The sequence below is a fragment of the Streptomyces odontomachi genome (genome assembly GCF_024435355.1).
Lineage (GTDB): Bacteria > Actinomycetota > Actinomycetes > Streptomycetales > Streptomycetaceae > Streptomyces > Streptomyces odontomachi.
The window spans coordinates 577,454-597,865 of the sequence record NZ_JAMJWG010000001.1 but is presented as its reverse complement, the minus strand read 5'-3'; the positions used below and the strand labels follow the sequence as shown (position 1 = coordinate 597,865).

The window sequence follows — 20,412 nt, the reverse complement described above, 5'->3', positions numbered from 1 at the left end:
GCCGACTGCGCCCTGCACGTCCCCGGCAGGGCGAGCACTTGGGCTTCAGCTTACCTTCGGCGGCAGGCTGGAGCAGCGTCCTTCGGGCGTCCCTCCAGGGCGCTCTCCAGGCGTCACTCCGGGCGTCCTTCCAGGCGCCGAACCGTCGCCGGCGGGTCAGTGGCTCGCTCGTGGCGCGGGGTCGGTGCGGTCACGGACGTGCCGGCGGTGTTCGCGGCGCAGGCAGGTCGCTGCCGCCACCGCCTCGGCGGCGGCGAGGACGAGGAGGGCCGCGGTGGGTCCCCGCCAGTCGGCCAGCACTCCGGTGAGGCCGAGGGCCAGCGGCGGAACGCCGTAGTTGACCAGGCCGGTCACGCTGTTCACCCTGCCACGGAAGCGATCGTCGGTGGCCTGCTGCACCAGCGTGGAGGCGAGCACGCCGATGATCGCGGAGGAAGCCCCTGACAGCAGGGACGCCCCGGCGAGTTGCACGGCGTCGCCCGAGAAGGCGATGCAGGCGATGCCGATCGCCTGGAGGAGCCCTGCGCCGCCGATCCAGCGCATCGGGTCGTCCCGGTCCTTCGGACGGCGCAGCGTCAGGGTCAGCGCGCCCGCGATCGCGCCCGCGGCGAACCCGGTGAACAGGGCGGCGGCGCCGGTCGGTCCCATGCCGCGGTGCCGTGCGACCAGGATGCCGCCCATGTTCAGGGCACCGGCGATGGCCAGGTTGAACGCGGTCAGGACGGCGACGAGGGCACGCAGCTGGTGGTGGGACCAGAGGTAGGCCAGGCCCTCGCGCACCATGCCGAGCGTGCGGCGGTGCGGGGCGGTGGCGTGCGGTGCGGAGCGGGGACGCAGTCCGGCCAGGCACACCGCCGAGACCAGGAAGGTCGCCGCGTTCGCCGCACAGGCGAGCCATACGGCCGAGAAACCCACCAGCACGCCGCCGAGCACCGGCCCCGCGATCATCGCCGTACGGCTGACGATCTCGTAGGCGGAGGTGCCGCCGGCGAGTTGCTCCTCGGCCAGCAGCCTCGGTCTGAGGGCGGCGGTGGCCGGGAAGAAGAAGGCGTCGGCGATGCCCACCGTGAGACCCACGGCGGCCAGCAGCACGGTCAGCTGGGCGGCTCCGGCGGTCCAGGCGAGGCCGGCGGCGATGACGAAGACGGCGGCCAGCAGCACGTCGCAGACCACCGCGACCCGCTCCGGGGCGCGCCGGTCGACGGTGGCGCCGGCCCACAGGAACAGCAGGGCCCGCGGGATCGACGGAGCGGCGATGACCAGCCCGGCGAGGCCCGGCGCCACCCGACCCGTCGCCAGCCACGCCAGGACCACCAGCCACACCTGGTCGCCCAGCAGTGACGTGCCCTGGCCGATCAGCAACCGCCGGTACGGGGCCTCGCGCCACGCCGGGCGAGGGGCCTGCGGCGTCTGTGTCGTCACCGACCGCCGCCGCCCTGCCGCTGGGTGATGAGCACGTCGACGGGTGCGAGGGGCCCGCGCACCGCGGCGGGGGTGGGGACCCGCGGCTCCTCGGCGACGGCCTCGTCCCAGTAGGAGGCGCGCAGGGACCGCATGACGGCACGCCAGACGGTCGGCAGGACGACGTCGCTGAGCGGCGGCAGCAGCTCCCAACGGTTGCCGCTGATGTCCCGCTGGGCCACGACCGGCGGTATCACGGTCCAGCCCAGGGACGCGAGCTGGTGCGCGCCCGGTGCGCTGCCGTCGTCGGCGGCCCCGCCCGGGGCCCAGATGCAGGCGACCCGGGTGCGGATCCGGCCCGCGAAGGACGTCAGGTCCCGCAGCACGGCAGGGTCGTCGGCCGAGCCGGGTGCGAGCACGGCCACCGCGAGGTCGTGGCCGCCGTGGGTGTCGCAGGGAGTGTCGAAAGGGACGGTCCGCTGCTCGACCCGGGGCGCGAGCCGGGCCGTCAGAGCGGTCGTGAGGGGGTCGGTCAGCGCGGCGTCGAGGGACCAGGCGCGCAGGATCAGGGCGCTGCGGCACGGTGCGTTCGTCTTCACGGTGCGTCGCTCCTTCGTCCGTGCCCGGACGAGGCGGCTGGACCGCCCCGCCCGGACATCTCCGATGGGCTGCCGTCGATCAGCAGTTGCAGTTGTTCCCGTTGGACCGCTTGCGCATGGCGTCCTGGGACCCCTTGTTGATCCAGGTCATGACTGCCTCCTCTTAAGGACGGTGGTTTTCCTCTCCGGCAGTCCCACAGGGACAGCGGGCTGCCAGCTAGCGGATCCGTGAGTACAGGCTCTCCTCACGGATGAGGGTGAGCGTCTCGCCGATGGACTGCTTGGCGTTCGGGCAGGCGCACTCGGGCTCGTCCATCCACTCCTTGGGGCAGACGGCGCCATGGCAGGAGGGGTTGAAGTAGCAGGTGGTGCACTTCGTCGGCGCGTCCCAGCTGGACCCGTCGGTCTCGCACCACAGGGCCATCTTCTGCCAGCCCAGGGTGAGCGACCCGTCGCGGTGGATGCTGCCGACGATGTTCCGGTCGTGGTAGTCGAGTTCGACGGTGCACTTGTGCAGGTCGCCGTTGGGGCCCACGACGAACGAGTGCGGGTTCGCGGCGTAGCAGACCGCCCCGTTCGGCTGCATCTTCTGCTGCGAGATCGCGTCGGGAAAGCCCGCCTTCAGGGCCAGCCACTTGTTGTGCAGTACGGCCCGGGAAGCGTCGCGGCCCTCGAAGACGTGCAGGTTGTCGTCGTTCGGGCCGCCCCACTTGCCGATGGCGGACAGCTCCATGGAGAAGCGCTCGTCCGCTCCGAACTCCCGCTCCAGCTCCGCCAGGAAATCGGGGAACCGCGCGTGGCTCTCCGGATCGAAGTTGTGCCGGATCATCACCGTGAAGTCGTGGTCGGTGCTGCGCAGGTACAGCAGGTTCCGCCAGATCGTGTGGAAGGCGGTCTCCCCCAGGGCGCCCACCCGGCGGGCGTCGTGTTCGTGCGCGAGGCCGTCCAGCGTGATCTGGAACTGGCTGAGGCCGGCCGGTATCACCTGGTCCGCGTACGCGGGTGTCAGCAGCGAGCCGTTGGTGGTGGCCAGCGCGGTGAACCCGGCGCCCTTGGCCTCACAGCTGCGCCTGAGGTGCCCGGTGACGTCCAGCACGATGTCGGACGCCAGGAGGGGTTCCCCGCCGAACCAGGACAGGGCCAGGAAATCCAGGTCGTCGTCGCCGTCGACCAGGTTCTTGATGCCCTCGACCACCTCGGGCTTCATCCTGGGGCGCTTGAACTCCTCGTAGCAGTACACGCAGCGGAAGTTGCACTGCTCGGTGGGCATGACGATGAGATGCAGACTGTTGTCGACGTAGCGACCGGCGTACTGGTGGGTGACGAGGGCGCGTTCGTCCACTCCCCGGGGCACCAGGAACCCCCCGTCGATCAGGTCGCTCACGACCGGGCTGTCGTCACGGCGCGAGACGGTGTCGGGGAGCAGTGCCCGCCGGGCGTCCGCCGCGAGCTCTCCCTCGACGGTTCCGATGGCCCCGGTGCGTGCACAGTGCAGTACGAGCGCGCCGTCCGCCTGGTGCGACAGGCTGACGTAGCGCGATGGCACGAACTCCTTGTCCGTTGCGGGTCCCATACGAGCGCACCCCCAAGTCTTCACAGCACACCCTGGCCGGCGGCGTTCGGCACGAGATGCGCTCTGGTATGAAATGCCGGCGTCTGTCAGCCTTTCGACATCACCCAAGGATGTCCCGACTGGCGGCCGGACGATAAGGGTGTTGTGGTCCCTGACGAAACATGCTGGTCGCAGGCGCGCAGGGCGGTGCTGCTCGGGGCACGTCCGTTCATCGTCTTTCTAGGGGGAACATGGTGCTGAGGATGCACTTCACGGGCGATGACCTTGCCGGGTTACGCGTGGCGGCGGGTCCGGATCCGATGTGGGAGACCGTGTTGAGCGTGCACGTGCTCAGTGGTACCTACGGGCGACTGGTGTTCGAGGGCTGGTGCAGGGCGGCCAGGCGCCGGCTGTGTGCCCTGCCCCGCCAGCGGGCCAGCCTGATCCGCTGTCTCATGCCTTCGGTCGGCGACTTCCCGGATTTCCTGACGCCGTTCCAGGAGACTCCGGGCTCGACGAAGGCATCGCACAGATCACGGGCACGCCGCGCGGCCGGCTCCGCGACGACCTGTCCGTGCCGGCGCACCGGCCCTCCTGGTTAGGCCCGCTGGCGGAGGGGGAGGCACCGGCCGTCACGCTGCTCCAGGAGACCCTGCGCCAGTACCACCAGCTGGTGCTGGCGCCGTACTGGGAGCGGATCCGCACCCTCGTCGACGTCGAACGCATGACGCTCGCGCGCGTGATGGTCACCCGGGGCGTGGACGGCCTGCTCGGCAGCCTGTGGCCCTTGCTGCGTTGGCGGCGCCCGGTGCTGGAGATGGACTACCCGCACGAGCGGGACGTGTACCTGGCCGGCCGAGGGCTGCTGCTGGTGCCGTCCGTTTTCTGCTGGCACTCCCCGGTCACCTTCTGCGATTCGGGGTTGCGTCCGGTACTGGTCTATCCGGTCGGCAAGGAGCCGGGGTGGCAGGAGGAGCCCGGGTGCGACAACGCGCTGCACGGCCTGCGGCGACTCCTCGGGGCCACCCGGGCAGCGGTGCTCCGGGCGGCCGAGGACGGCTGCACCACCACGGAGTTGGCCCGCCGGGCCGGGGTCAGCCCGTCCACGGCCAGCCAGCATGCGACGGTCCTGCGCGAAGCACGGCTGCTCGCCGCGACGCGGTCGGGCAATCAGATGATCCACACCCTGACGCCGAGGGGCACCGCCCTGTTGCAGGCGAGCCAGTAGGGCCGGAAACGCCAGCAGGTCCCATGGTCAACGACGCCCTGTCGACGCCCGGGGTCAGGCGTGCTCGGGGCCGATCTCGACGCAGCAGGCGTCGGGTCTTGGCGCCAAGGCGGCCCGCACACCGGTGATCTGCAGCCCTTGCAGGTAGCCGGTGACGAAGGCGTGGTTCATGCCGCACACCAGCTCGGGGGCCCGGCCGGCGAAGGGATGGAACGGGCAGTTGTGCAGGCGCAGCCGGTCGGGCGAGGGGCGGGTCGGTTCGAAGCCGTGCTGCTCCAGCATGCGTTCACAGGCCGCCAGGCCTGCTGCCGTACCCCGCACGCCGGGGCAGCTCGTGGTGCGCTCGGCCGTACCGAGGCCGCTGCCCCGTTCCCGGGCGGTGCGCAACGCGGCTTGAACGGCGTTCTCGTCGTCCTGCTCGGTGAGCACGGCCGTGAGCAACAGCTCGGCGAGCAGTTCGTGGCGGCGGTCGGGGATGTTGATGCGGATCTCGGTGTCGGCCACCTCGTAGACCTTGGGCTGACGGCCCACCCTGCGGGCGGCTCCTGGCACCCCGTAGCGGGCGCGCAGCAGGCCGGCGTCGACGAGTTTGTCGAGGTGGAAGGCGGCGAGCTTGCGGGAGATGCCGACGCTCTCGGCCGCCTCGTCCCGGGTGACGGGCCGGTGGGCGTGCCGGATGAAGGCGAACATCCGCCGGCGCGAGTCCTCGCCGAGCACGCTCACGGAGTCGATCGCCGCATCGTCCACCGCGGGCCACGCGCCCGCCCGTGACGAGGCGTCCGCACCCGGCGACGGGCCCGCCCCGGGCAGGGGCCCCGCCCCGGGCAGGGGCCCCGCCCCGGGCGACGGGCCCGTCCCGGGCGATGCGTGCATATCGGCGACCACCCTCACACAGTAGCTCCCGCGGCGGTGGACGAAGGCCAGGCCGGAGCGGATCCGACGGGCGGGGGGTTGACCCCCAATCCACTTAAGACCAATATTTGTTGGCGAAAAAGGAGGCTCTTGCGATGACCGATCGGTTGCACCGGCAGAAGGAGCGCACGGAGCGGGCGATACGGCGGGGCAGCGCCGCTCTCGCGGACTCGTACGGGCCTCCGTTCGACCCGCAGTCCGGCTCGGAGGGCCCCGGGTCCGCGGCGCCCGTCACGGCCCCGCTGCGCGTCGTCCACGACACCGACGGTGTCGACCTGGTCGCGGCCGAGGCCGCCGCCGGACGGTTCCTGCGGGCCCTGGGCATCAGTACCGACACCGAGAGCCTGCGCAGCACCCCGGGCCGCATGGCACGCGCCTACGCCGAGTTGTTCAGCCCGCGCCCGTTCGACCTGACGACCTTCCCCAACGACGAGGACTACGACGAACTGGTGCTGGCGCGCAGCATCCCGCTGCGTTCGGTGTGCGAGCACCATCTGCTGCCCTTCGTCGGCACCGCCCATGTCGGCTACCTGCCCGGCCGGCGCATCCTGGGCCTGTCGAAACTGGCCCGTGTCGTCGAGCACTTCGCCTGCCGCCCGCAGGTGCAGGAGCGCCTCACCAAGCAGGTCGCCGACTGGCTCCAGACCCATCTGGAACCCAAGGGGGTCGGCGTCGTCATCGAGGCGGAGCACACCTGCATGACCCTGCGCGGGGTACGGGCCACCGGCTCCAGCACCCTGACCTCCACGCTGCTCGGCACCCTGCGCGACGACGCCCGCTCGCGCGGCGAGTTCCTCGCCCTCACCGGCATCTCCGCGTAGTCCTCGGCACCCGCCGGCGTTCACGCATGGCTTCCCGCTGCAAGGCGGCCGTCCGCACCGCGTGAGTGACGGCCGCCGGCGGTCTCACCCCGTCAGGTCCCCGTCGCGCTCGTTGACCGCCGCGAAGTGCCGCAGCTTGTCCTCGTCCACCCGGACCCCGAGGCCGGGCCCGTCCGGCACCCGCAGCCGGCCCGCTTCGAGGTGCAACGGCTCCACGATGTCGTCGGCGTGCAGGTAGTACATGCTGTCGATGGCCCGCGAGAGCACCGGCGTGCTGGCCACCACGGCCAGGTGCGCGGCGGTCGCGATGCCCAGCTCTCCCCCGCTGTGCAGGTTCATGCCGAGCCCGAACGTCTCGCAGTGCGCCGCGAGCGCCTTGGTGGCCGCGATGCCGCCCCACTTGTAGACGTCGCCGTGCACCACGTCCACCGCGTTCAGCCGCACCGCGGGGGCGAAGTCCTCGAAGCGGACGACGCACATGTTGGTGCACAGCGGGATGCGCACCTTGGCCGCCACCTGGCTCATGCCCTCGATGCCCACGCAGGGGTCCTCCAGGTACTCCAGGTCGAGCTCTTCCAGGGCGATCCCGGCCCGCACCGCGTCCGGCACGGACCAGGCGGCGTTCGGGTCCACCCGCAGGTTCACCCCCGGCAGGGCCGCCCGCAGCGCCCGCAGGATCGCCACGTCGCCCTCGACGTCCCGGGTGCCCTTCAGCTTGACCGCCTCGAAGCCGCCCTCGGCGACCACCCGTGCCGCATGGTCGGCGAGGGCCGCCGGCAGCGCGGCGGCGCCGGCGCCGAGCGCGTCCGCGCGGGTCACCAGTGCGGTGATGGGCACCTCGTCGCGTACCGGACCGCCGAGCAGGTCGGTGACGGACTGGCCGGTGGCCTTCCCCATCACGTCCCAGCAGGCCACGTCCAGGGCCGCGATCGCCGCGTAGCCGAGATAGCCGTAGAAGAACGGCACCATGTGCTGCTTGCGGTGGAAACGCTCCAGCGCGAACGGGCTGGAGCCGATCAGGTCCCCGGCGATCGACTCGATGATCGCGGCGACCGGCCTCCCCCACATGGTCTCGCCCCAGCCCTCCAGACCGTCGTCCGTGCGCAGCCGGACCACGGTGCGCGTCTCCCCGGTCTTGGTCTCGAAGGAGCTGGTGAACGGGTTGGTGAGGGGCAGGTTCACGACCTGCACCTCGATGTCGGTGATCTTCATGCCTCTCCTCGCGCGTGGGCGGTCGTCTGGTCCGCGGTGGCGGACGGCTCCGCCGCGGGGGCTGCCGCGTCGAACGCGCGGATCGCCCGGGCCAGGCCCCGGGCCCGGTCGTCCAGCAGCCGGCGGCCGAGCTCCGCGTCGGCCTCGGAGGCGTCGTCGGTGGCGCCGCCGACCCGCTGCCACTCGCCGTGCCGCTCGACGGTCAGGCCCGGGTACGGCGGCCGGTCGAACAGCGGCGGCTCCACGGGGGCGCGCACCGGCACCGGGGTGCGCACCAGGTCGGGGTGGGCGGCAAGCATCAGCGAGGTCTCGAACCAGCCGGCGTGCCCCGGGGTGCGCGCCGGGCGCTCCGCGGACTCCTCTCCGGTCGCGAGCGTCCAGTACGAGCACGCCGCCACGGTGGCCGGGGCGCGCAGCGCGAAGCGCTTCACGGCGAGCCGCATGATCTCGTCGTTGCCGCCGTGCCCGTTGACCACCATGATCCGGCGGTAGCCGCTGGTCACCAGCGACTCCAGCAGGTCGTCCAGGACGGCGGCCAGGGTGGGCGCGGAGAGCGACAGCGCGGCGGCGAAGAGATGGTGCGGGCTGTGCCCGAAGGGCAGGGTGGGCAGCCGTACCAGCGCGGGCGCGTCCGGTTCCGCGGTGAGCAGGGCCGTCGCCCGGTCGGTGACGGCCTCGACGAGCATTGTGTCCGTGCCCATCGGCAGATGTCCGGCGTGCTGCTCCTGCGAGCCGATCGGCAGCAACGCGATGGCGTGCGCCCCGGCGTCGCGCACCGCGCGCCAGGTGAGCCGGGTGAGGTGGGCCGGTTCGCCGGCGGTGCCGGGATCGTGGCCGGGGTGGTGGGTGGTCGGGTCGGTGGCGTTCGGGGTGCCGGAGTCCGGGTCGGGTCCGGTGGCTGGGCTCATCGTGCTGGCTTTCGTCATCTCAGGGCTCTCCCATCCGAAATGCCCGGCGTGGCAGAGTCGGCGCATGGTCCATGAACGTCCTTCGCTGCGGTTGGTGCCCGAGCCCGCGCCGGAACCGTCCACCCCGTCCGCGCCCCGCATGCTGGGAGCGGTCGAGTTGCTGCCCGGGCGGATCCGCTCGGCGGTCCTCACCGTCTCGGGCCGGGTGCTCGACCGGTCGGAGGTGGCGTACGACGCCGCCGTGCCGCGGCCCGCGGAGGTCGATGCGGCCCTCGCCCGGTCCGCCGGCGTCTTCGCCGACCGGCGGCCGGTCGGCATCGGCATCGCGGCGGCCGGGCTCGTCGACCCGGACGCGGGCGTGATCACCGAGGTCAACGACGCGCCCGCGCTGCACGGCTATCCGGTCGCCGCGCGGCTGCACGACCTGACCGGGGTACCGGTGCACGTCGAGCACCGGGCGCGGCTCCAGGTGCTCGGCGACCGCTGGTTCGGTGCCGGCCGTGGGCGGCGCACCTTCGCGTCGGTGTCGACCGGTGAGGTGCTGGGCGTGGGCATCCTCTACGACGGCGAGGTGCTGGCTCCGCACGGCGGGCGCAGCGGCGCCCACATGACCGTGTCGGCCAGCGGTGAGCGCTGCACCTGTGGTGGCCGCGGCTGCTGGAAGACGCTGGCCACCACCCGCTGGCTGCGGGCCCGGGCGGCAGCGGCCGGGCTCGGCACCGAGGCGTCCCTGGGCACGCTGTCCCGGCAGGACGGCGCGGCGGCCCGCGAGGTGGTCGAGGAGTACGCCGACAACCTCGCCCTGGGCCTGGTGAACGTGCAGCAGTTGTTCGCGCCCGGCCTCTTCGTGTTGCACGGCGAGGCACGGGACGGCGGCGAGCGCTTCCGGGCGCTGATCGAGCGGCGGTTGCGCCGCGACGGTGCGGCGGTGGCCGCGGAACTGCCCCGGGTGCTGGTCAGCGAGGCGGCCGTCGACGACGTGGCCCTGCTGGGCGGCGCGGGGCTCGTCCTGTCCCACGTGTAGGCACGGCTGGCGCGGGGGCCGTGGGTACGGCGGGCCGGGCGGGCTCACGGCGCGCCGCCCGGGTCCACCGCCCCGCCGCCGTCCGGGACGGCTTCGTCTGCCCCCGCCCCGTCCGCAGGCACCACCGCGTCCGCCGGGGCCTGCGGCGCCGTACCGCCCGCGCGGCGGGCCCGGCGTGGGTCGGGGATCGGTACGGCGTCCAGCAGTTGCCGGGTGTACGGGTGCCGGGGCGCGTGGAAGACCTGTGCCGCGTCGCCCACCTCCACGATGCGCCCCCTGCGCATCACGGCGACCCGGTCGGCCACCTGCTGGACCACGGCGAGGTTGTGCGAGACGAAGACGTACGTCAGGCCGTGCCGTTGCTGCAACTCGGCGAGCAGGTCAAGGATGCGGGCCTGCACGGAGACGTCCAGCGCGCTGGTCGGCTCGTCGAGGACCACCAGGCGCGGCTCCAGGGCCAGGGCCCGGGCGATCGAGACCCTCTGGCGCTGACCGCCGGAGAACTCGTGCGGATAGCGGTCCTGCATCTGGGCCGTCAGGCCGACCGCCTCCAGCAGTTCGCCCACCCGCCGCCGGGTCCCTGCCCTGCCGCGCCGCCCGCGGGCCGCCGGGTCATGGGTGACCAGCGGTTCCGCGACGATGTCGGCGATCCGCCAGCGCGGGTTCATGCTGGAGTACGGATCCTGGAGGACCACCTGCATCTGGCGCCGCAGGCGGCGCAGCTCCTCGGGGGAGAGCGTGGCCAGGTCCCGGCCGGCGAAGCTGACCCGTCCCGCGGTGGGCGTGAGCAGCCGCAGCAGCAGCCGCGTCAGGGTCGTCTTGCCGCAGCCCGACTCGCCGACCAGCGCCAGCGTCTCGCCCTCGTGCACGGTCAGGGACACGTCGTCGACCGCGACGCCGCCCGCCGCGCCGCCGAACTCCTTGCGCAGGCCGGTCAGCTCGACGAGGACCGGGGCGGCGGGGGTGGCCGTGGGGGTCGGTGTGGTGGTGGTCATGCCCGCTCCAGACGGGGGGTGGCGGCCAGCAGACGGCGGGTGTAGTCGTCCGCGGGGTGGTCGAAGACGTCGAGTGCGGTGCCGCTCTCCACGACCCGGCCGTGGTGCATCACCACGACGTGGTCGGCGGTCTCGGCCACCACGCCCAGGTCATGGGTGATCAGCACGATCGCCATGCCGTGCCGCCGTTGCAGATCGAGCAGCAGATCCAGGATCTGGCGCTGCACGGTGACGTCCAGGGCGGTGGTGGGCTCGTCGGCGATGAGCACCCGCGGCCGGGTCACCAGCGCCGTTGCGATCATCACCCGCTGGCGCAGGCCTCCGGACAGCTCGTGCGGGTACTGCCGGTAGCGGCGTTCCGGTTCGGGGATGCCCACCTCCGCCAGCGCCGCCAGCGCCGTCTTGCGCGCCTGCGCGCGGGACACTCCCCGGTGGTGGCGGAGCACTTCGGCGACCTGGGTGCCGACCCGCTGGAGCGGATCGAGGCTGGTCATCGGGTCCTGGAACACCATCGAGATGTCCCGGCCCCGGATCCGGCACAGCTCCGGTTCGGACAGGGTGAGCAGATCGCGTCCGTCGAAGCGGATCTCACCGCCCGGGTACGCGCACGGGGGCTCGGGGTTCAGCCGCAGCACGGACAGCGCGGTGGCGGTCTTGCCGCTGCCGGACTCCCCGACGACGGCGACGGTCTCGCCGGCCGCGACCCTCAGGTCCACGCCCCGGACGGCGTGCACGACGGAGTCGTCGAGCCGGAAGTCGACGCGGAGGCCGACGATGTCGAGCAGCGGCCCGCGCTCGGCGGGGTCCCGGTCGGGTTGCAGGTCGTTCATCGGCGGTACGCCTTCGGGTCCGCGACGTCCCGCAGGGCGTCGCCCGTGATGTTGATGGCGAGCGAGGTGAGCATCAGGGCCACGCCGGGGAAGACCGCGACCCACCACGACGTGCCCAGGTACAGCTGGCCGTCGGCGAGCATCGAGCCCCAGGTGACGGTCTCCTTGGGCACGCCGAGCCCGAGGTAGCTCAGCGAGGCCTCGGCGACGATGGCCGCGGCCACGTGCAGGGTGGCGATGGTGGCGAGCGGCGCCATGACGTTCGGCAGCAGGTGCCGGCGCATGATGGCGCCGTCGGTGACGCCGATGGCGCGCGCCTCCGTGATGAAGTCGCGCGAGCGCAGCGACAGCACCTCCGAGCGCACCACCCGGGCGTAGGACACCCAGCCCGTGAAGCCCAGGACGAGGATCACGTACCACAGCCCGGAGCCGAGGAAGCCCACGATCGCCAGGGCCAGCAGGATCGGCGGGAAGGCGAGTTGGATGTCGGCGAGCCGCATCAGCACCCGGTCGAGCCAGCCGCCGAAGAACCCGGCGGCGAGCCCGACCACGGTTCCGACCACCCCGGCGAGCACCGCGGCGCCCGCGCCGACCAGCAGGGAGACCCGGGTGCCGTAGACGACGCGGGAGAGCATGTCGCGGCCGAGCTGGTCGGTGCCGAGCGGATGGGCGCCGGAGCCGCCGCTCTGCCAGGCCGGTGGGCGCAACCGCATCAGCAGGTCCTGCGCGTTGGGGTCGGCGGGCGCGAACAACGGTGCGAGGACGGCCGTGAGCAGCAACAGCGCGAGGAACGCCAGTGCCGTGCGGGCGAGCCGGTTGCGCAGCAGGGTACGCAGCGCCGCCGACCGCGGCCCGTGGCGTTCCGCCTCCGTAGCGGCGTTCGGGCGTTCAGTGGTGGAGACGACGGTCATGAGGAGGCCCTCACCCTCGGGTCGAGCAGCCGGTAGGAGAGGTCGACCAGCAGGTTCACCACGACGAAGGTCGCGGCGAAGAACAGCACGGCCGCCTGCACGAGCGGGAAGTCACGGTGCGAGATCGCCTCGATGGTCAGCTGTCCCACGCCCGGCCAGGAGAACACCTGCTCGGTGAGGATCGCGCCGCCGAGCAGGCTGCCGACCTCCAGGCCGATGACGGTCACCACCGGCAGGGAGGCGTTGCGCAGCCCGTGGGTGAGCACCACCTTCAGCGGGCCGAAGCCCTTGGCGCGTGCGGTGCGGATGTGGTCGGCGGCGAGCACGTCGATGAGCGAGGAGCGCAGCAGCCGCGCGATCACGGCGACGGAGTAGACGGACAGCGTGATGGACGGCAGGACCAGGTTGGCGAAGGTGCCGTACCCGGAGGCGGGCAGGGCGTGCAGCCCGACGGCGAACACCAGGATCAGCAGGATGCCGACCCAGAACGGCGGGGTGGACTGGCCGAGCAGCACCCCCGTCATCACACCCCGGTCGGTGGCCCGCCCGCGCCGCATCGCGGCGATCACCCCGGCGGGCAGCGCCACCGCGAGCGTGACCACCAGGGCGCCGGCGGCCAGTTGCAGCGTGGCGGGCAGCCGATCGGCGAGCACGTCCTTGACGGGTTGGTGGTAGAAGAGCGAGCTGCCCAGGTCGAGCCGGGGAAGCCCCCACAGATAGTCCAGGTACTGCGTGACCAGCGGCCGGTCCAGGCCCAGGCTGCCGCGCAGCACGGCCTCCTGGTGGGCGGTGGCGTCGGGCGGCAGCAGGAGTTTGACGGGGTCTCCGGAGAGCCGTACGAGGAAGAAGGACACCGTCGCCGTGCAGAGCAGCACCAGCAGGGCGCCGGCCACCCGGCCGAGGACCATCCACAGGACCCGGGTGCCGCGGGAGACGGAACCGCCGCCGGGCCGCGCCGCACCGCCGGTCGGACCGGAGGCGTCCGTCGTGCCGACGGAGGCGTCGGCGTCCGCAGCGGAGGCGTCCGTCGTGCCGACGGCGTCGGCGTCGGCGTGCGGGTGCCGGAAGGGGCGTGGGCTCATCGGGAGACCTCCGCATCGGCCATGTCGAGCACGCCTGCGGCACCGGGCCGCCAGTGCGGCCGGTCGTTGCGGGCGTAGATGTTGTCGAGCTGGTAGAGGAAGACGAAGGGGGCCTGCGTGCGCATCAGCCGCTGGAGGTCGGAGAAGGCCCGCTTGCGTGCGGCGGGGTCGACGGAGAGTTCCTCGCGGTCGACGAGCCCGTCCGCCTCCTTGGAGTGCCAGCGGCTCTGGCGGCGGTCGCTGCGCACGTTGGACTGCACCATGCTCTCGCCGTCCAGCGTCCAGACCGTGCTGGCCGCCAGGTACATCGGCCCGAGCGCGGCGTGGTTGCTGGAGGTCAGCCGGGCGGCGTAGGTGCCGGGGTCGAGCAGGTCGACCTTGGCGTGCACACCGGCCCTGGCCAGCAGGCCGGACAGCGCCTCGGCGACGTTGGAGTCGACGTTGGACGCGGTCAGGGTGGTGCTGATGCCGTGCGGGTGGCCGGCGTCGGCGAGCAGCCTGCGCGCGGTCGCCACGGAGCGGGTGAACGGTTTGACCGCGGGATCGAACCCGAAGGCGCCGCGCGGGATCATCGCGGGCACCTCGCGGGCCTTGCCGCCCAGCACGGCCTTGATCAGCAGCGGTACGTCGATCGCGTGGTTGAGGGCCTGGCGCACCCGGGCGTCCTTCAGGGGCCCGTCGTCCAGCGTGTTCAGCGACAGGTACGAGGTGCGGATGCCGGTGTAGCTGTCCAGGGTGACGCCGGTGTAGCCGTCGAGCTGTTGCGCCGCGTCCGGGGTGAGCCCGGTGACCAGGTCGATCCCACCGCTCTGGAGGGCGGCCAGGGACGAGGAAGCGTTCGGCGCGGGGCTGAAGACCAGTTCGTCGATGTGCGGGCGGCGCCGCCAGTGGTGGTCCCAGGCGCGCATGCGCAGTTCGTGGTCGCGTTGCCAGTGCACGAAGGTGAAGGGGCCGGTGCCGACGGGGTGCGCGGCGAAGGCGTCGTCGCCCACCTCGGCCAGGTGCCGCGGCGGCACCACGACGCCGCCGAACAGGGACAGCTTGTCCGGCAGGATCGGGTCGTGCAGCGTGGTGTGGACGTCCACCGTCAGCCGGTCGACGACGCTCACGCCCCGCACGTAACGCAGCTCCACGATCGGTGACTTGGTCGCCGGGTCCAGGAGCCGCTCGATGCTGAACTTGACCGCTGCCGCGTCGCACGGCTCGCCGTTGTGGAAGGTCACCCCGGGGCGGAGCGTGAAGCGCCACACCCGCGGGCCGCGGGTCGCCCACGACAGGGCGAGCCGTGGGTGCAGCCGGTTGTCACGGCCCCGGGTGGTGAGCGTGTCGAACATGTTGACCAGCACGTTCATCGACGCCATGTCGCCCTGTTTCTGGGGATCCAGCGTCGTGGGGTCGGTGGGCTGCGACACCCGTAGCACATTGCCGGCGCCGCGGCCGGGCGAGGCACCGCACCCGGTCAGCAGCGCGGGCGCGGACAGCGCGGGGACCAGCAGGCCGCCCAGGCGCAGCGCTTCCCGGCGGGACCGGCGCCCCGCTGCCCGGCCCGGGTCCGGCCGGTGCGCGGCCCGCTGCTCGGGAGCCTGGCGGGCGCGCGCTGCGCCAGGGCCTGGCGGCCCGTCATGCTCCGGCGTGTCGCACCGGGTCGAGGGACCGGCCCGCTCCGGTGTGTCGCGTTGGCCCACCGTCCACCTCCGACGCATCGTTCCATTGAACGTATCGATCGTTCCGAATTCCGGAACGAGGTGGGGTTAAGCTAAGCGACATGGGGAAACCGGTCAACACCTCTTCGCATGCGCACGAACCCGCCAAGGGCCCGGTCGACAAGGCGATGGACGTGCTCGAAGCCCTGGCGCGGGCAGGCGGGCCGCAGCGCCTGGGCGAGATCGCCCGTCGCACCGGTCTGACCAAACCCACCGTCCACCGCCATCTGCGCGCCCTGGCGGAGTGCGGCTTCGCGCAGGCCGCCGAGGGCGGTGCCTACCGCGCCGGCCCACGGCTGTTGGGCCTGGCGGCCGCCGCCCTGCACACCGGGCCCGACCTGCGGCTGGCCCGCCCGGCCCTGGCCGACCTGCGCCGCCGCACCGGCCAACTGGCCCACTACGCGGTGCGCGACGGCGCCCAAGCCGTCCATCTGGACATGTCGGAACCGGCCCGCGAGTACCGGATGAGCGTCCGACCCGGCGACCGGACACCCCTGCACACCAGCGCGGTCGGACTCGCGATGCTCTCCGCGCTGCCGCCGGAGCAGTCCGACGCGATCCTGGCCGACGTACTGCTCGACGGCGCCGCCCTGCCCGCCCGGACCCCGTGCTCCCTCACCGACCCCGTCGCCCTGCGCGCCGCGCTCGACGAGACCGCCCGGCGCGGCTACGCCCTCGACGACGAGTACGACGAGCCGGACGTCCGGTCCGTCGCCGCACCGGTGCTCGACGCCGCGGGGCACCCCGTGGGGGCGATCGGCGTGTCGGGGCTGACGTTCTCGCTGGACGACGCGAGCGTCGCGGTGTTCGGCCCCATGGTGCGCGCCGCGGCCCGCGCCGTCTCCGCAGGCCTGGGACGCTCGGCGCCACAGTTGGGGATCGCGGCCCCAGCGGACCAAGCGACCCGTACGACCGGCGGGAGCATGGCGTGAGCAGCCTGGCGGAGTTGCTGGCCGACGGCCGACGGCGCCGCGTCTACTCCGGTGCCGCCTGGTCGGTGGGGACAGCGGACGGCCCGCTGGACCGCGGCTGGACGGGCACCAGAAGCTGGGGCGGGGCGGACGGGGCCGGCAGCGGCAACCCGAACGACCGCACGGGGGACGTCGGCACCGTGGACGACGGCGCGCTGGACGGCGACGAGCTGTGGGACCTCGCGTCCGTCACGAAACCGATCGTCGGACTCGCCGTGATGGCGCTGGTCGAACGGGGCGCGCTCGCCCTCACCGACACCGTGGGCACCCATCGGCCGGAGTACCGCGGCAGCACCGCAGCCAATCTGACGCTCTATCAGCTCCTGACGCACACCTCGGGACTGCCCGGCCAAGTCCCCCTCTACCGCTCCCGTCCGACCAGGTCCGAGCTGCTGCGGGCGCTCGGCGCACTACCGCTCCAGGCCGCACCCGGCACCCGGGTCGCGTACTCCTCGCAGGGCTTCATCCTGCTCGGTCTGGTTGCCGAGGCCGCCGCGGGGCGACCGCTGGACGCGTTGGTGTCCGAGCTGGTGTGCGCACCGCTGGGCATGACCGGCACCGTCTTCACTCCCGATGCGGCCGGCCGGGCCCGTGCGGTGGCCACCGAGCGGTGTCCCTGGCGCGGTCGCACCGTGGTCGGCGAGGTGCACGACGAGAACGCGGCGGTGCTCGGCGGCGTCTGCGCGCACGCGGGGCTCTTCGCGCCGCTGGCCGATCTGGAACGCCTGGGTCAGGCCCTGGCCGGCGGTGGCCGCGCACTGCTGAAGCCGGACACGTTCGCGCTGATGACGGCGGGGCACACCGACACCCTGGCCCTGCGCCGCTGCCTGGCCTGGCAGGGCCAGGACCCGGTCGGCTCACCGGTCGGCTCCTCCTTCGGGCCCGACGCCTACGGGCACACCGGCTTCACCGGCACCAGCATCTGGATCGACCCCGCCACGGGACGCTACGCCGTGCTGCTCACCAACCGGGTCCACCCGACCCGGGACAGGCCCGGCATCGAAGCCGTACGGCACGCCTTCCACGACCGGGCCGCACTGTTGCAGGCGTAGGAACATCGGCCGGGCGGCGTCGACGGGGCGGGGCCTTCAGGGCGATGATGGTGCCCAAGTCGTTCCGCGAAGCCGCGCGTCCACGAGGAGGGGATCGGGCTGTGGAAGCGAACTCGTCGTCGTGGCCCCACGTGCGTGAAACCGCAAAGGAGCCCTCGGCATGAGTCATCCAGCGGTCCACCCGCCCGGCGCCGACACCCCGTTGGAGACGTCCCTCAGCTGGGACGAAGGAAGCATCGTCGCAGTCGACCAACGTGCCCTGCCCGGCGCCTACCACCTGCTCCGGCTCGACACCGTCGACGAGGTCATCGACGCGATACGCGCGCTGGCCGTCCGCGGGGCGCCGGCGCTCGGCCTGGCCGGCGCCCTGGGCGTGGCGCTCTCCGCCCGCCGCCACCGACTCCCCGACGGCGCACCGGACGACAAGGCCGTGCGGGCGGACGCCCAGCGGCTGGCCGAGGCCCGTCCGACCGCCGTCAATCTCGCCTGGGGCGTGCAGCGCGCCCTGGCGTGTCTGCCGGAGGGCGCCGACGCCGTGCTCGCCGAGGCCAGGGCGATGCTGGCCGAGGACGTCGAGACCAACCGGGCCGCGGCCCACCGCGCGGCCGACGTCGTGACACGCCTCGTCGACAGGCGTCCGCTGCGCATCCTGACGCACTGCAACACCGGCCGGCTCGCCACGGCCGCGGTCGGCACGGCGCTCGGTGCGATCGTCGAGCTGGCCCGCCGTGGCCTGGTCGACGAGGTCCTGGTGGACGAGACCCGGCCGCTGTTGCAGGGTGCCCGGCTCACCGCGTGGGAACTCGGCGAGGCCGGCATCCCCTACCGCATCTGCGTGGACTCGGCGGCCGCCGCGGCGATGGACCGGGGCCTCGTCGACGTCGTCCTGGTGGGCGCCGACCGGATCACGGCCGGGAACGACGTCGCCAACAAGATCGGCACCTACGGCCTCGCGGTCGCCGCCGCGCGCCACCGCATCCCGTTCGTCGTCGTCGCACCCGAATCCACCTGGGACCCGGAACTCGCGCACGGCGCCGACATCGTGGTGGAGGAGCGCTCCGCCGACGAGGTGACGGCCTTCGCCGGCACGACGACGGCGCCCCCGGACGCCGCCGTGTACAACCCGGCCTTCGACGTCACCCCGGGCGAGCTGGTCACCGCGCTGGTCTCCGAAGCGCGGGCCGTGCACCCGCAGGAGCCACCGCAGTCCCCGGCCCTGCGGTTCGGCGCCGAGATCGCCGCCATGTCGAAGGCGTTGTACGGGCGGGGGTGGATGCCGGGCACCGCCGGCAACATCTCGTTACGCCTGCCGGACGGCGACGGTCACGCCCTGATCACCGGCAGCGGGCTGTCCAAGGGCGAGCTGGGCGCCGACGACATGGTCCTGGTGCAGGCCGGCACGGGCGAGCCGGTCGGCACCGGGACGCGCAGGGCCTCCGCCGAGACCGCGATCCACGCCGCGGTCTACGCGACCACCGACGCCGGCGCCGTGATCCACGTCCACTCGCCCTACGCCACCGCGGTGGCCAGGCCGGCGCCGGGCGAGGACGTCGGCGTACTGCCGCTGGACGGGTTCGAGCTGCTGAAGGGTCTGGGGCTCGCCGATCCGTCCCGGACCGACCTGCCCGTCTTCGTCAACTGGCCCGCGGTCTCCCGGATCGCCGACGACGTCGCCCGCTACCTGTCGAGCACTCCGCAGGCGCCCCCCGCCCTGCTCGTGGCGGACCACGGCATCACGACCTGGGGCCGGGACCTCACCGAGGCACGCAACCGTCTGGAGTGCGTGGAGTCCATCTGCCAGCTGCTGCTGCTCACCGGCCACGCCACGGTCCGCACCCCTCAGCCCACGGAAAGGTGACTGTGATGACACTGCTTCAGGTCATGCCCGACGACGCGCCGGGCGAGACGGTGCTGCGCACCGAGGACGAACATCAGATCGGCAAGGCCCTCGAAGAGCACGGCGTCGCCTTCCGGCGGTGGCCGGTGCGCCCGGCGGCCCTGCCCGGCATGGCGCAGGAGGAGATCCTCGACGCCTACCGCGCCGAGGTCGACGAGCTGTGCGCGCGGGACGGCCTGGTCGTCGTGGACGTCGCCCAGCTGCACCCCGAGGAGGGCCCCGAGTGGGTCGAGAAGGCCGCCAAGGCCCGCTCGACCTTCCTGGACGAGCACCGCCACGCGGAGGACGAGGTCCGCTACTTCGCGCACGGCACCGGCTGCTTCTACCTCCACCTCGACGGGCGGGTGTACGCGGTGGTGTGCACCGCGGGCGATCTGCTGTCCGTACCGGCGGGCACCCGGCACTGGTTCGACATGGGAGAGCGCCCCGACTTCACCGCCATCCGCTTCTTCAAGGAGAAGGACGGCTGGGTGGGCGACTTCACCGGGAGCCCCATCTCCCAGGACTTCCCGCGTCTTGACGAGCTGACGGAGTCCGGCCGGTGATCTCGCTGTCCGTGCACACCGTGGTCCTCGACATCGAGGGCACCACGGGCTCTGCCGGGCACGTGCACGACGTGCTGTTCCCGTACGCCCGTGAGCGGTTCGCCGGCTGGTTCGCCGACCGGCGCTCCGCTGCCGGCCGGTCGGCCGTGCCGGACGCGCTCGAAGCGGTGCGCGCCGACGCCGGCGACCCGGCCCTGACCGAAGCCGACGCCGTCGCGCTGCTTCAGCGGTGGACGGACGACGACGTCAAGATGCCGTCGCTGAAGACGGTGCAGGCCGCGATCTGGGCCGCGGGGTACGCCGATGCCACCCTGACCGGGCACGTCTATCCCGAGGTGCCCCGGGCCATCGCGACCTGGCGGGAGCACGGCATCGGGGTGCACATCTACTCCTCCGGCTCGGTCGACGCCCAGCGCAACTGGTTCACGTACAGCAATCACGGCGATCTGTCCGGCCTGTTGTGCGGCTACCACGACCTGACCACGGCGGGCGGCAAGCGGTCCGCCACGTCGTACCGGAAGATCACCGCGGCGATCGGCACGGCGCCGCGGCACACCGTCTTCCTCAGCGACGTCGCGGCGGAACTGGACGCCGCCGCCGAGGCCGGGTGGCAGACCGTGGGGGTGCGGCGCGACGACGACCCGCGCGGCCCCGACGTCCCGGGCCACCGCACCGTCGCGGCCCTGGACCAGCTCCGGCCCACCGCGCCCGCCCCGGGGCCCGCGGCACCCGGGTGACCTGCGGCATGACGTGCCGGCCCGCCGTGGCG

General features: G+C 73.1%; 20 protein-coding genes. 8 read left to right on the top strand and 12 right to left on the bottom strand.

Going from position 1 to position 20,412, the window contains the following annotated elements; all coding sequences use genetic code 11:
• Positions 1-156 precede the first annotated feature (156 nt).
• From NQO67_RS02485 to NQO67_RS02470, 4 genes are all read right to left on the bottom strand, one after another.
• Entirely contained in the window at positions 157-1,422 is a 1,266-nt protein-coding gene (locus NQO67_RS02485; RefSeq protein ID WP_255945827.1) for an MFS transporter, read from the bottom strand.
• Positions 1,419-2,000 (bottom strand): hypothetical protein, encoded by a 582-nt coding sequence (locus tag NQO67_RS44140; RefSeq protein WP_255945826.1) that lies wholly within the window; start codon positions 1,998-2,000, stop codon positions 1,419-1,421. Before NQO67_RS44140 ends, NQO67_RS02485 begins: the two co-directional genes overlap by 4 nt.
• A 217-nt stretch (positions 2,001-2,217) precedes the next feature.
• The gene (locus NQO67_RS02475; RefSeq protein ID WP_255945824.1) at positions 2,218-3,573 is read right to left on the bottom strand and encodes a radical SAM/SPASM domain-containing protein; all 1,356 of its coding nucleotides are present in this window, start codon (positions 3,571-3,573) and stop codon (positions 2,218-2,220) included.
• Positions 3,574-3,913: 340 nt separating this feature from the next.
• Positions 3,914-4,138 carry a hypothetical protein gene (locus NQO67_RS02470; RefSeq protein WP_255945822.1) on the bottom strand — a complete coding sequence of 75 codons (225 nt, stop codon included), beginning with the start codon at positions 4,136-4,138 and terminating at the stop codon, positions 3,914-3,916.
• Between NQO67_RS02470 and NQO67_RS44135 the strand changes: the two genes are divergently transcribed.
• On the top strand, positions 4,127-4,780 hold the full coding sequence (locus NQO67_RS44135; RefSeq protein ID WP_255945820.1) for an ArsR/SmtB family transcription factor: 654 nt from the start codon (positions 4,127-4,129) through the stop codon (positions 4,778-4,780). The two genes, NQO67_RS02470 and NQO67_RS44135, sit on opposite strands and share 12 nt — an antisense overlap.
• Positions 4,781-4,834: 54 nt before the next feature.
• Here the strand turns inward: NQO67_RS44135 and NQO67_RS02460 are convergent, their stop codons facing one another.
• Positions 4,835-5,653 (bottom strand): helix-turn-helix transcriptional regulator, encoded by an 819-nt coding sequence (locus NQO67_RS02460; RefSeq protein ID WP_255945818.1) that lies wholly within the window; start codon positions 5,651-5,653, stop codon positions 4,835-4,837.
• A gap of 134 nt (positions 5,654-5,787) precedes the next feature.
• Between NQO67_RS02460 and folE the strand changes: the two genes are divergently transcribed.
• A complete protein-coding gene (gene folE / locus NQO67_RS02455; RefSeq protein ID WP_255945816.1) occupies positions 5,788-6,513 on the top strand; it encodes a GTP cyclohydrolase I FolE in 726 nt (241 codons plus the stop codon).
• 84 nt (positions 6,514-6,597) lie between these two features.
• Here folE and NQO67_RS02450 read toward each other — a convergent pair whose 3' ends face one another.
• Together NQO67_RS02450 and NQO67_RS02445 are read right to left on the bottom strand one after the other, a co-directional pair.
• Positions 6,598-7,725 carry a mandelate racemase/muconate lactonizing enzyme family protein gene (locus tag NQO67_RS02450; RefSeq protein WP_255945814.1) on the bottom strand — a complete coding sequence of 376 codons (1,128 nt, stop codon included), beginning with the start codon at positions 7,723-7,725 and terminating at the stop codon, positions 6,598-6,600.
• On the bottom strand, positions 7,722-8,651 hold the full coding sequence (locus NQO67_RS02445) for a creatininase family protein (protein WP_255945812.1): 930 nt from the start codon (positions 8,649-8,651) through the stop codon (positions 7,722-7,724). Before NQO67_RS02445 ends, NQO67_RS02450 begins: the two co-directional genes overlap by 4 nt.
• A gap of 46 nt (positions 8,652-8,697) precedes the next feature.
• Between NQO67_RS02445 and NQO67_RS02440 the strand changes: the two genes are divergently transcribed.
• Entirely contained in the window at positions 8,698-9,657 is a 960-nt protein-coding gene (locus NQO67_RS02440) for an ROK family protein (RefSeq protein ID WP_374118886.1), read from the top strand.
• A gap of 44 nt (positions 9,658-9,701) precedes the next feature.
• Here NQO67_RS02440 and NQO67_RS02435 read toward each other — a convergent pair whose 3' ends face one another.
• From NQO67_RS02435 to NQO67_RS02415, 5 genes are all read right to left on the bottom strand, one after another.
• On the bottom strand, positions 9,702-10,652 hold the full coding sequence (locus NQO67_RS02435; protein ID WP_255945810.1) for an ATP-binding cassette domain-containing protein: 951 nt from the start codon (positions 10,650-10,652) through the stop codon (positions 9,702-9,704).
• Positions 10,649-11,482 (bottom strand): ATP-binding cassette domain-containing protein, encoded by an 834-nt coding sequence (locus NQO67_RS02430; RefSeq protein WP_255945808.1) that lies wholly within the window; start codon positions 11,480-11,482, stop codon positions 10,649-10,651. Before NQO67_RS02430 ends, NQO67_RS02435 begins: the two co-directional genes overlap by 4 nt.
• Positions 11,479-12,393 (bottom strand): ABC transporter permease, encoded by a 915-nt coding sequence (locus NQO67_RS02425; RefSeq protein ID WP_255945806.1) that lies wholly within the window; start codon positions 12,391-12,393, stop codon positions 11,479-11,481. The genes NQO67_RS02430 and NQO67_RS02425 overlap by 4 nt, the downstream gene beginning before the upstream one ends.
• Positions 12,390-13,301, bottom strand: a complete 912-nt coding sequence (locus NQO67_RS02420; protein ID WP_255946717.1) for an ABC transporter permease — start codon at positions 13,299-13,301, stop codon at positions 12,390-12,392. The genes NQO67_RS02425 and NQO67_RS02420 overlap by 4 nt, the downstream gene beginning before the upstream one ends.
• A gap of 170 nt (positions 13,302-13,471) precedes the next feature.
• Positions 13,472-15,178 (bottom strand): ABC transporter substrate-binding protein, encoded by a 1,707-nt coding sequence (locus NQO67_RS02415; RefSeq protein WP_255945804.1) that lies wholly within the window; start codon positions 15,176-15,178, stop codon positions 13,472-13,474.
• A 62-nt stretch (positions 15,179-15,240) separates the two neighbouring features.
• Here NQO67_RS02415 and NQO67_RS02410 point away from each other — a divergent pair, with 62 nt between their 5' ends.
• From NQO67_RS02410 to mtnC, 5 genes are all read left to right on the top strand, one after another.
• Positions 15,241-16,110, top strand: a complete 870-nt coding sequence (locus NQO67_RS02410) for an IclR family transcriptional regulator (RefSeq protein ID WP_255945802.1) — start codon at positions 15,241-15,243, stop codon at positions 16,108-16,110.
• Positions 16,107-17,201 carry a serine hydrolase domain-containing protein gene (locus tag NQO67_RS02405; RefSeq protein WP_255945800.1) on the top strand — a complete coding sequence of 365 codons (1,095 nt, stop codon included), beginning with the start codon at positions 16,107-16,109 and terminating at the stop codon, positions 17,199-17,201. The genes NQO67_RS02410 and NQO67_RS02405 overlap by 4 nt, the downstream gene beginning before the upstream one ends.
• Positions 17,202-17,361: 160 nt before the next feature.
• On the top strand, positions 17,362-19,059 hold the full coding sequence (gene mtnA / locus NQO67_RS02400) for an S-methyl-5-thioribose-1-phosphate isomerase (RefSeq protein WP_255945798.1): 1,698 nt from the start codon (positions 17,362-17,364) through the stop codon (positions 19,057-19,059).
• 5 nt (positions 19,060-19,064) lie between these two features.
• Positions 19,065-19,643, top strand: coding sequence for a 1,2-dihydroxy-3-keto-5-methylthiopentene dioxygenase (locus tag NQO67_RS02395; protein ID WP_255945796.1), 579 nt, complete (start codon positions 19,065-19,067; stop codon positions 19,641-19,643).
• Positions 19,640-20,380, top strand: a complete 741-nt coding sequence (gene mtnC, locus NQO67_RS02390) for an acireductone synthase (protein ID WP_255945794.1) — start codon at positions 19,640-19,642, stop codon at positions 20,378-20,380. Before NQO67_RS02395 ends, mtnC begins: the two co-directional genes overlap by 4 nt.
• Positions 20,381-20,412: the final 32 nt, after the last annotated feature.

Coding starts and splice junctions, on each gene's coding strand:
- NQO67_RS02435 (WP_255945810.1), bottom strand. CDS start 10,652: ATGACCACCACCACACCGACCCCCACGGCCACCCCCGCCGCCCCGGTC.
- NQO67_RS02395 (WP_255945796.1), top strand. CDS start 19,065: ATGACACTGCTTCAGGTCATGCCCGACGACGCGCCGGGCGAGACGGTG.
- NQO67_RS02410 (WP_255945802.1), top strand. CDS start 15,241: ATGGGGAAACCGGTCAACACCTCTTCGCATGCGCACGAACCCGCCAAG.
- mtnA (WP_255945798.1), top strand. CDS start 17,362: ATGAGTCATCCAGCGGTCCACCCGCCCGGCGCCGACACCCCGTTGGAG.
- NQO67_RS02415 (WP_255945804.1), bottom strand. CDS start 15,178: ATGCGTCGGAGGTGGACGGTGGGCCAACGCGACACACCGGAGCGGGCC.
- NQO67_RS02460 (WP_255945818.1), bottom strand. CDS start 5,653: ATGCACGCATCGCCCGGGACGGGCCCGTCGCCCGGGGCGGGGCCCCTG.
- NQO67_RS02420 (WP_255946717.1), bottom strand. CDS start 13,301: ATGGTCCTCGGCCGGGTGGCCGGCGCCCTGCTGGTGCTGCTCTGCACG.
- folE (WP_255945816.1), top strand. CDS start 5,788: ATGACCGATCGGTTGCACCGGCAGAAGGAGCGCACGGAGCGGGCGATA.
- NQO67_RS02445 (WP_255945812.1), bottom strand. CDS start 8,651: ATGACGAAAGCCAGCACGATGAGCCCAGCCACCGGACCCGACCCGGAC.
- NQO67_RS02475 (WP_255945824.1), bottom strand. CDS start 3,573: ATGGGACCCGCAACGGACAAGGAGTTCGTGCCATCGCGCTACGTCAGC.
- NQO67_RS02425 (WP_255945806.1), bottom strand. CDS start 12,393: ATGACCGTCGTCTCCACCACTGAACGCCCGAACGCCGCTACGGAGGCG.
- NQO67_RS02440 (WP_374118886.1), top strand. CDS start 8,698: ATGGTCCATGAACGTCCTTCGCTGCGGTTGGTGCCCGAGCCCGCGCCG.
- NQO67_RS02450 (WP_255945814.1), bottom strand. CDS start 7,725: ATGAAGATCACCGACATCGAGGTGCAGGTCGTGAACCTGCCCCTCACC.
- NQO67_RS02430 (WP_255945808.1), bottom strand. CDS start 11,482: ATGAACGACCTGCAACCCGACCGGGACCCCGCCGAGCGCGGGCCGCTG.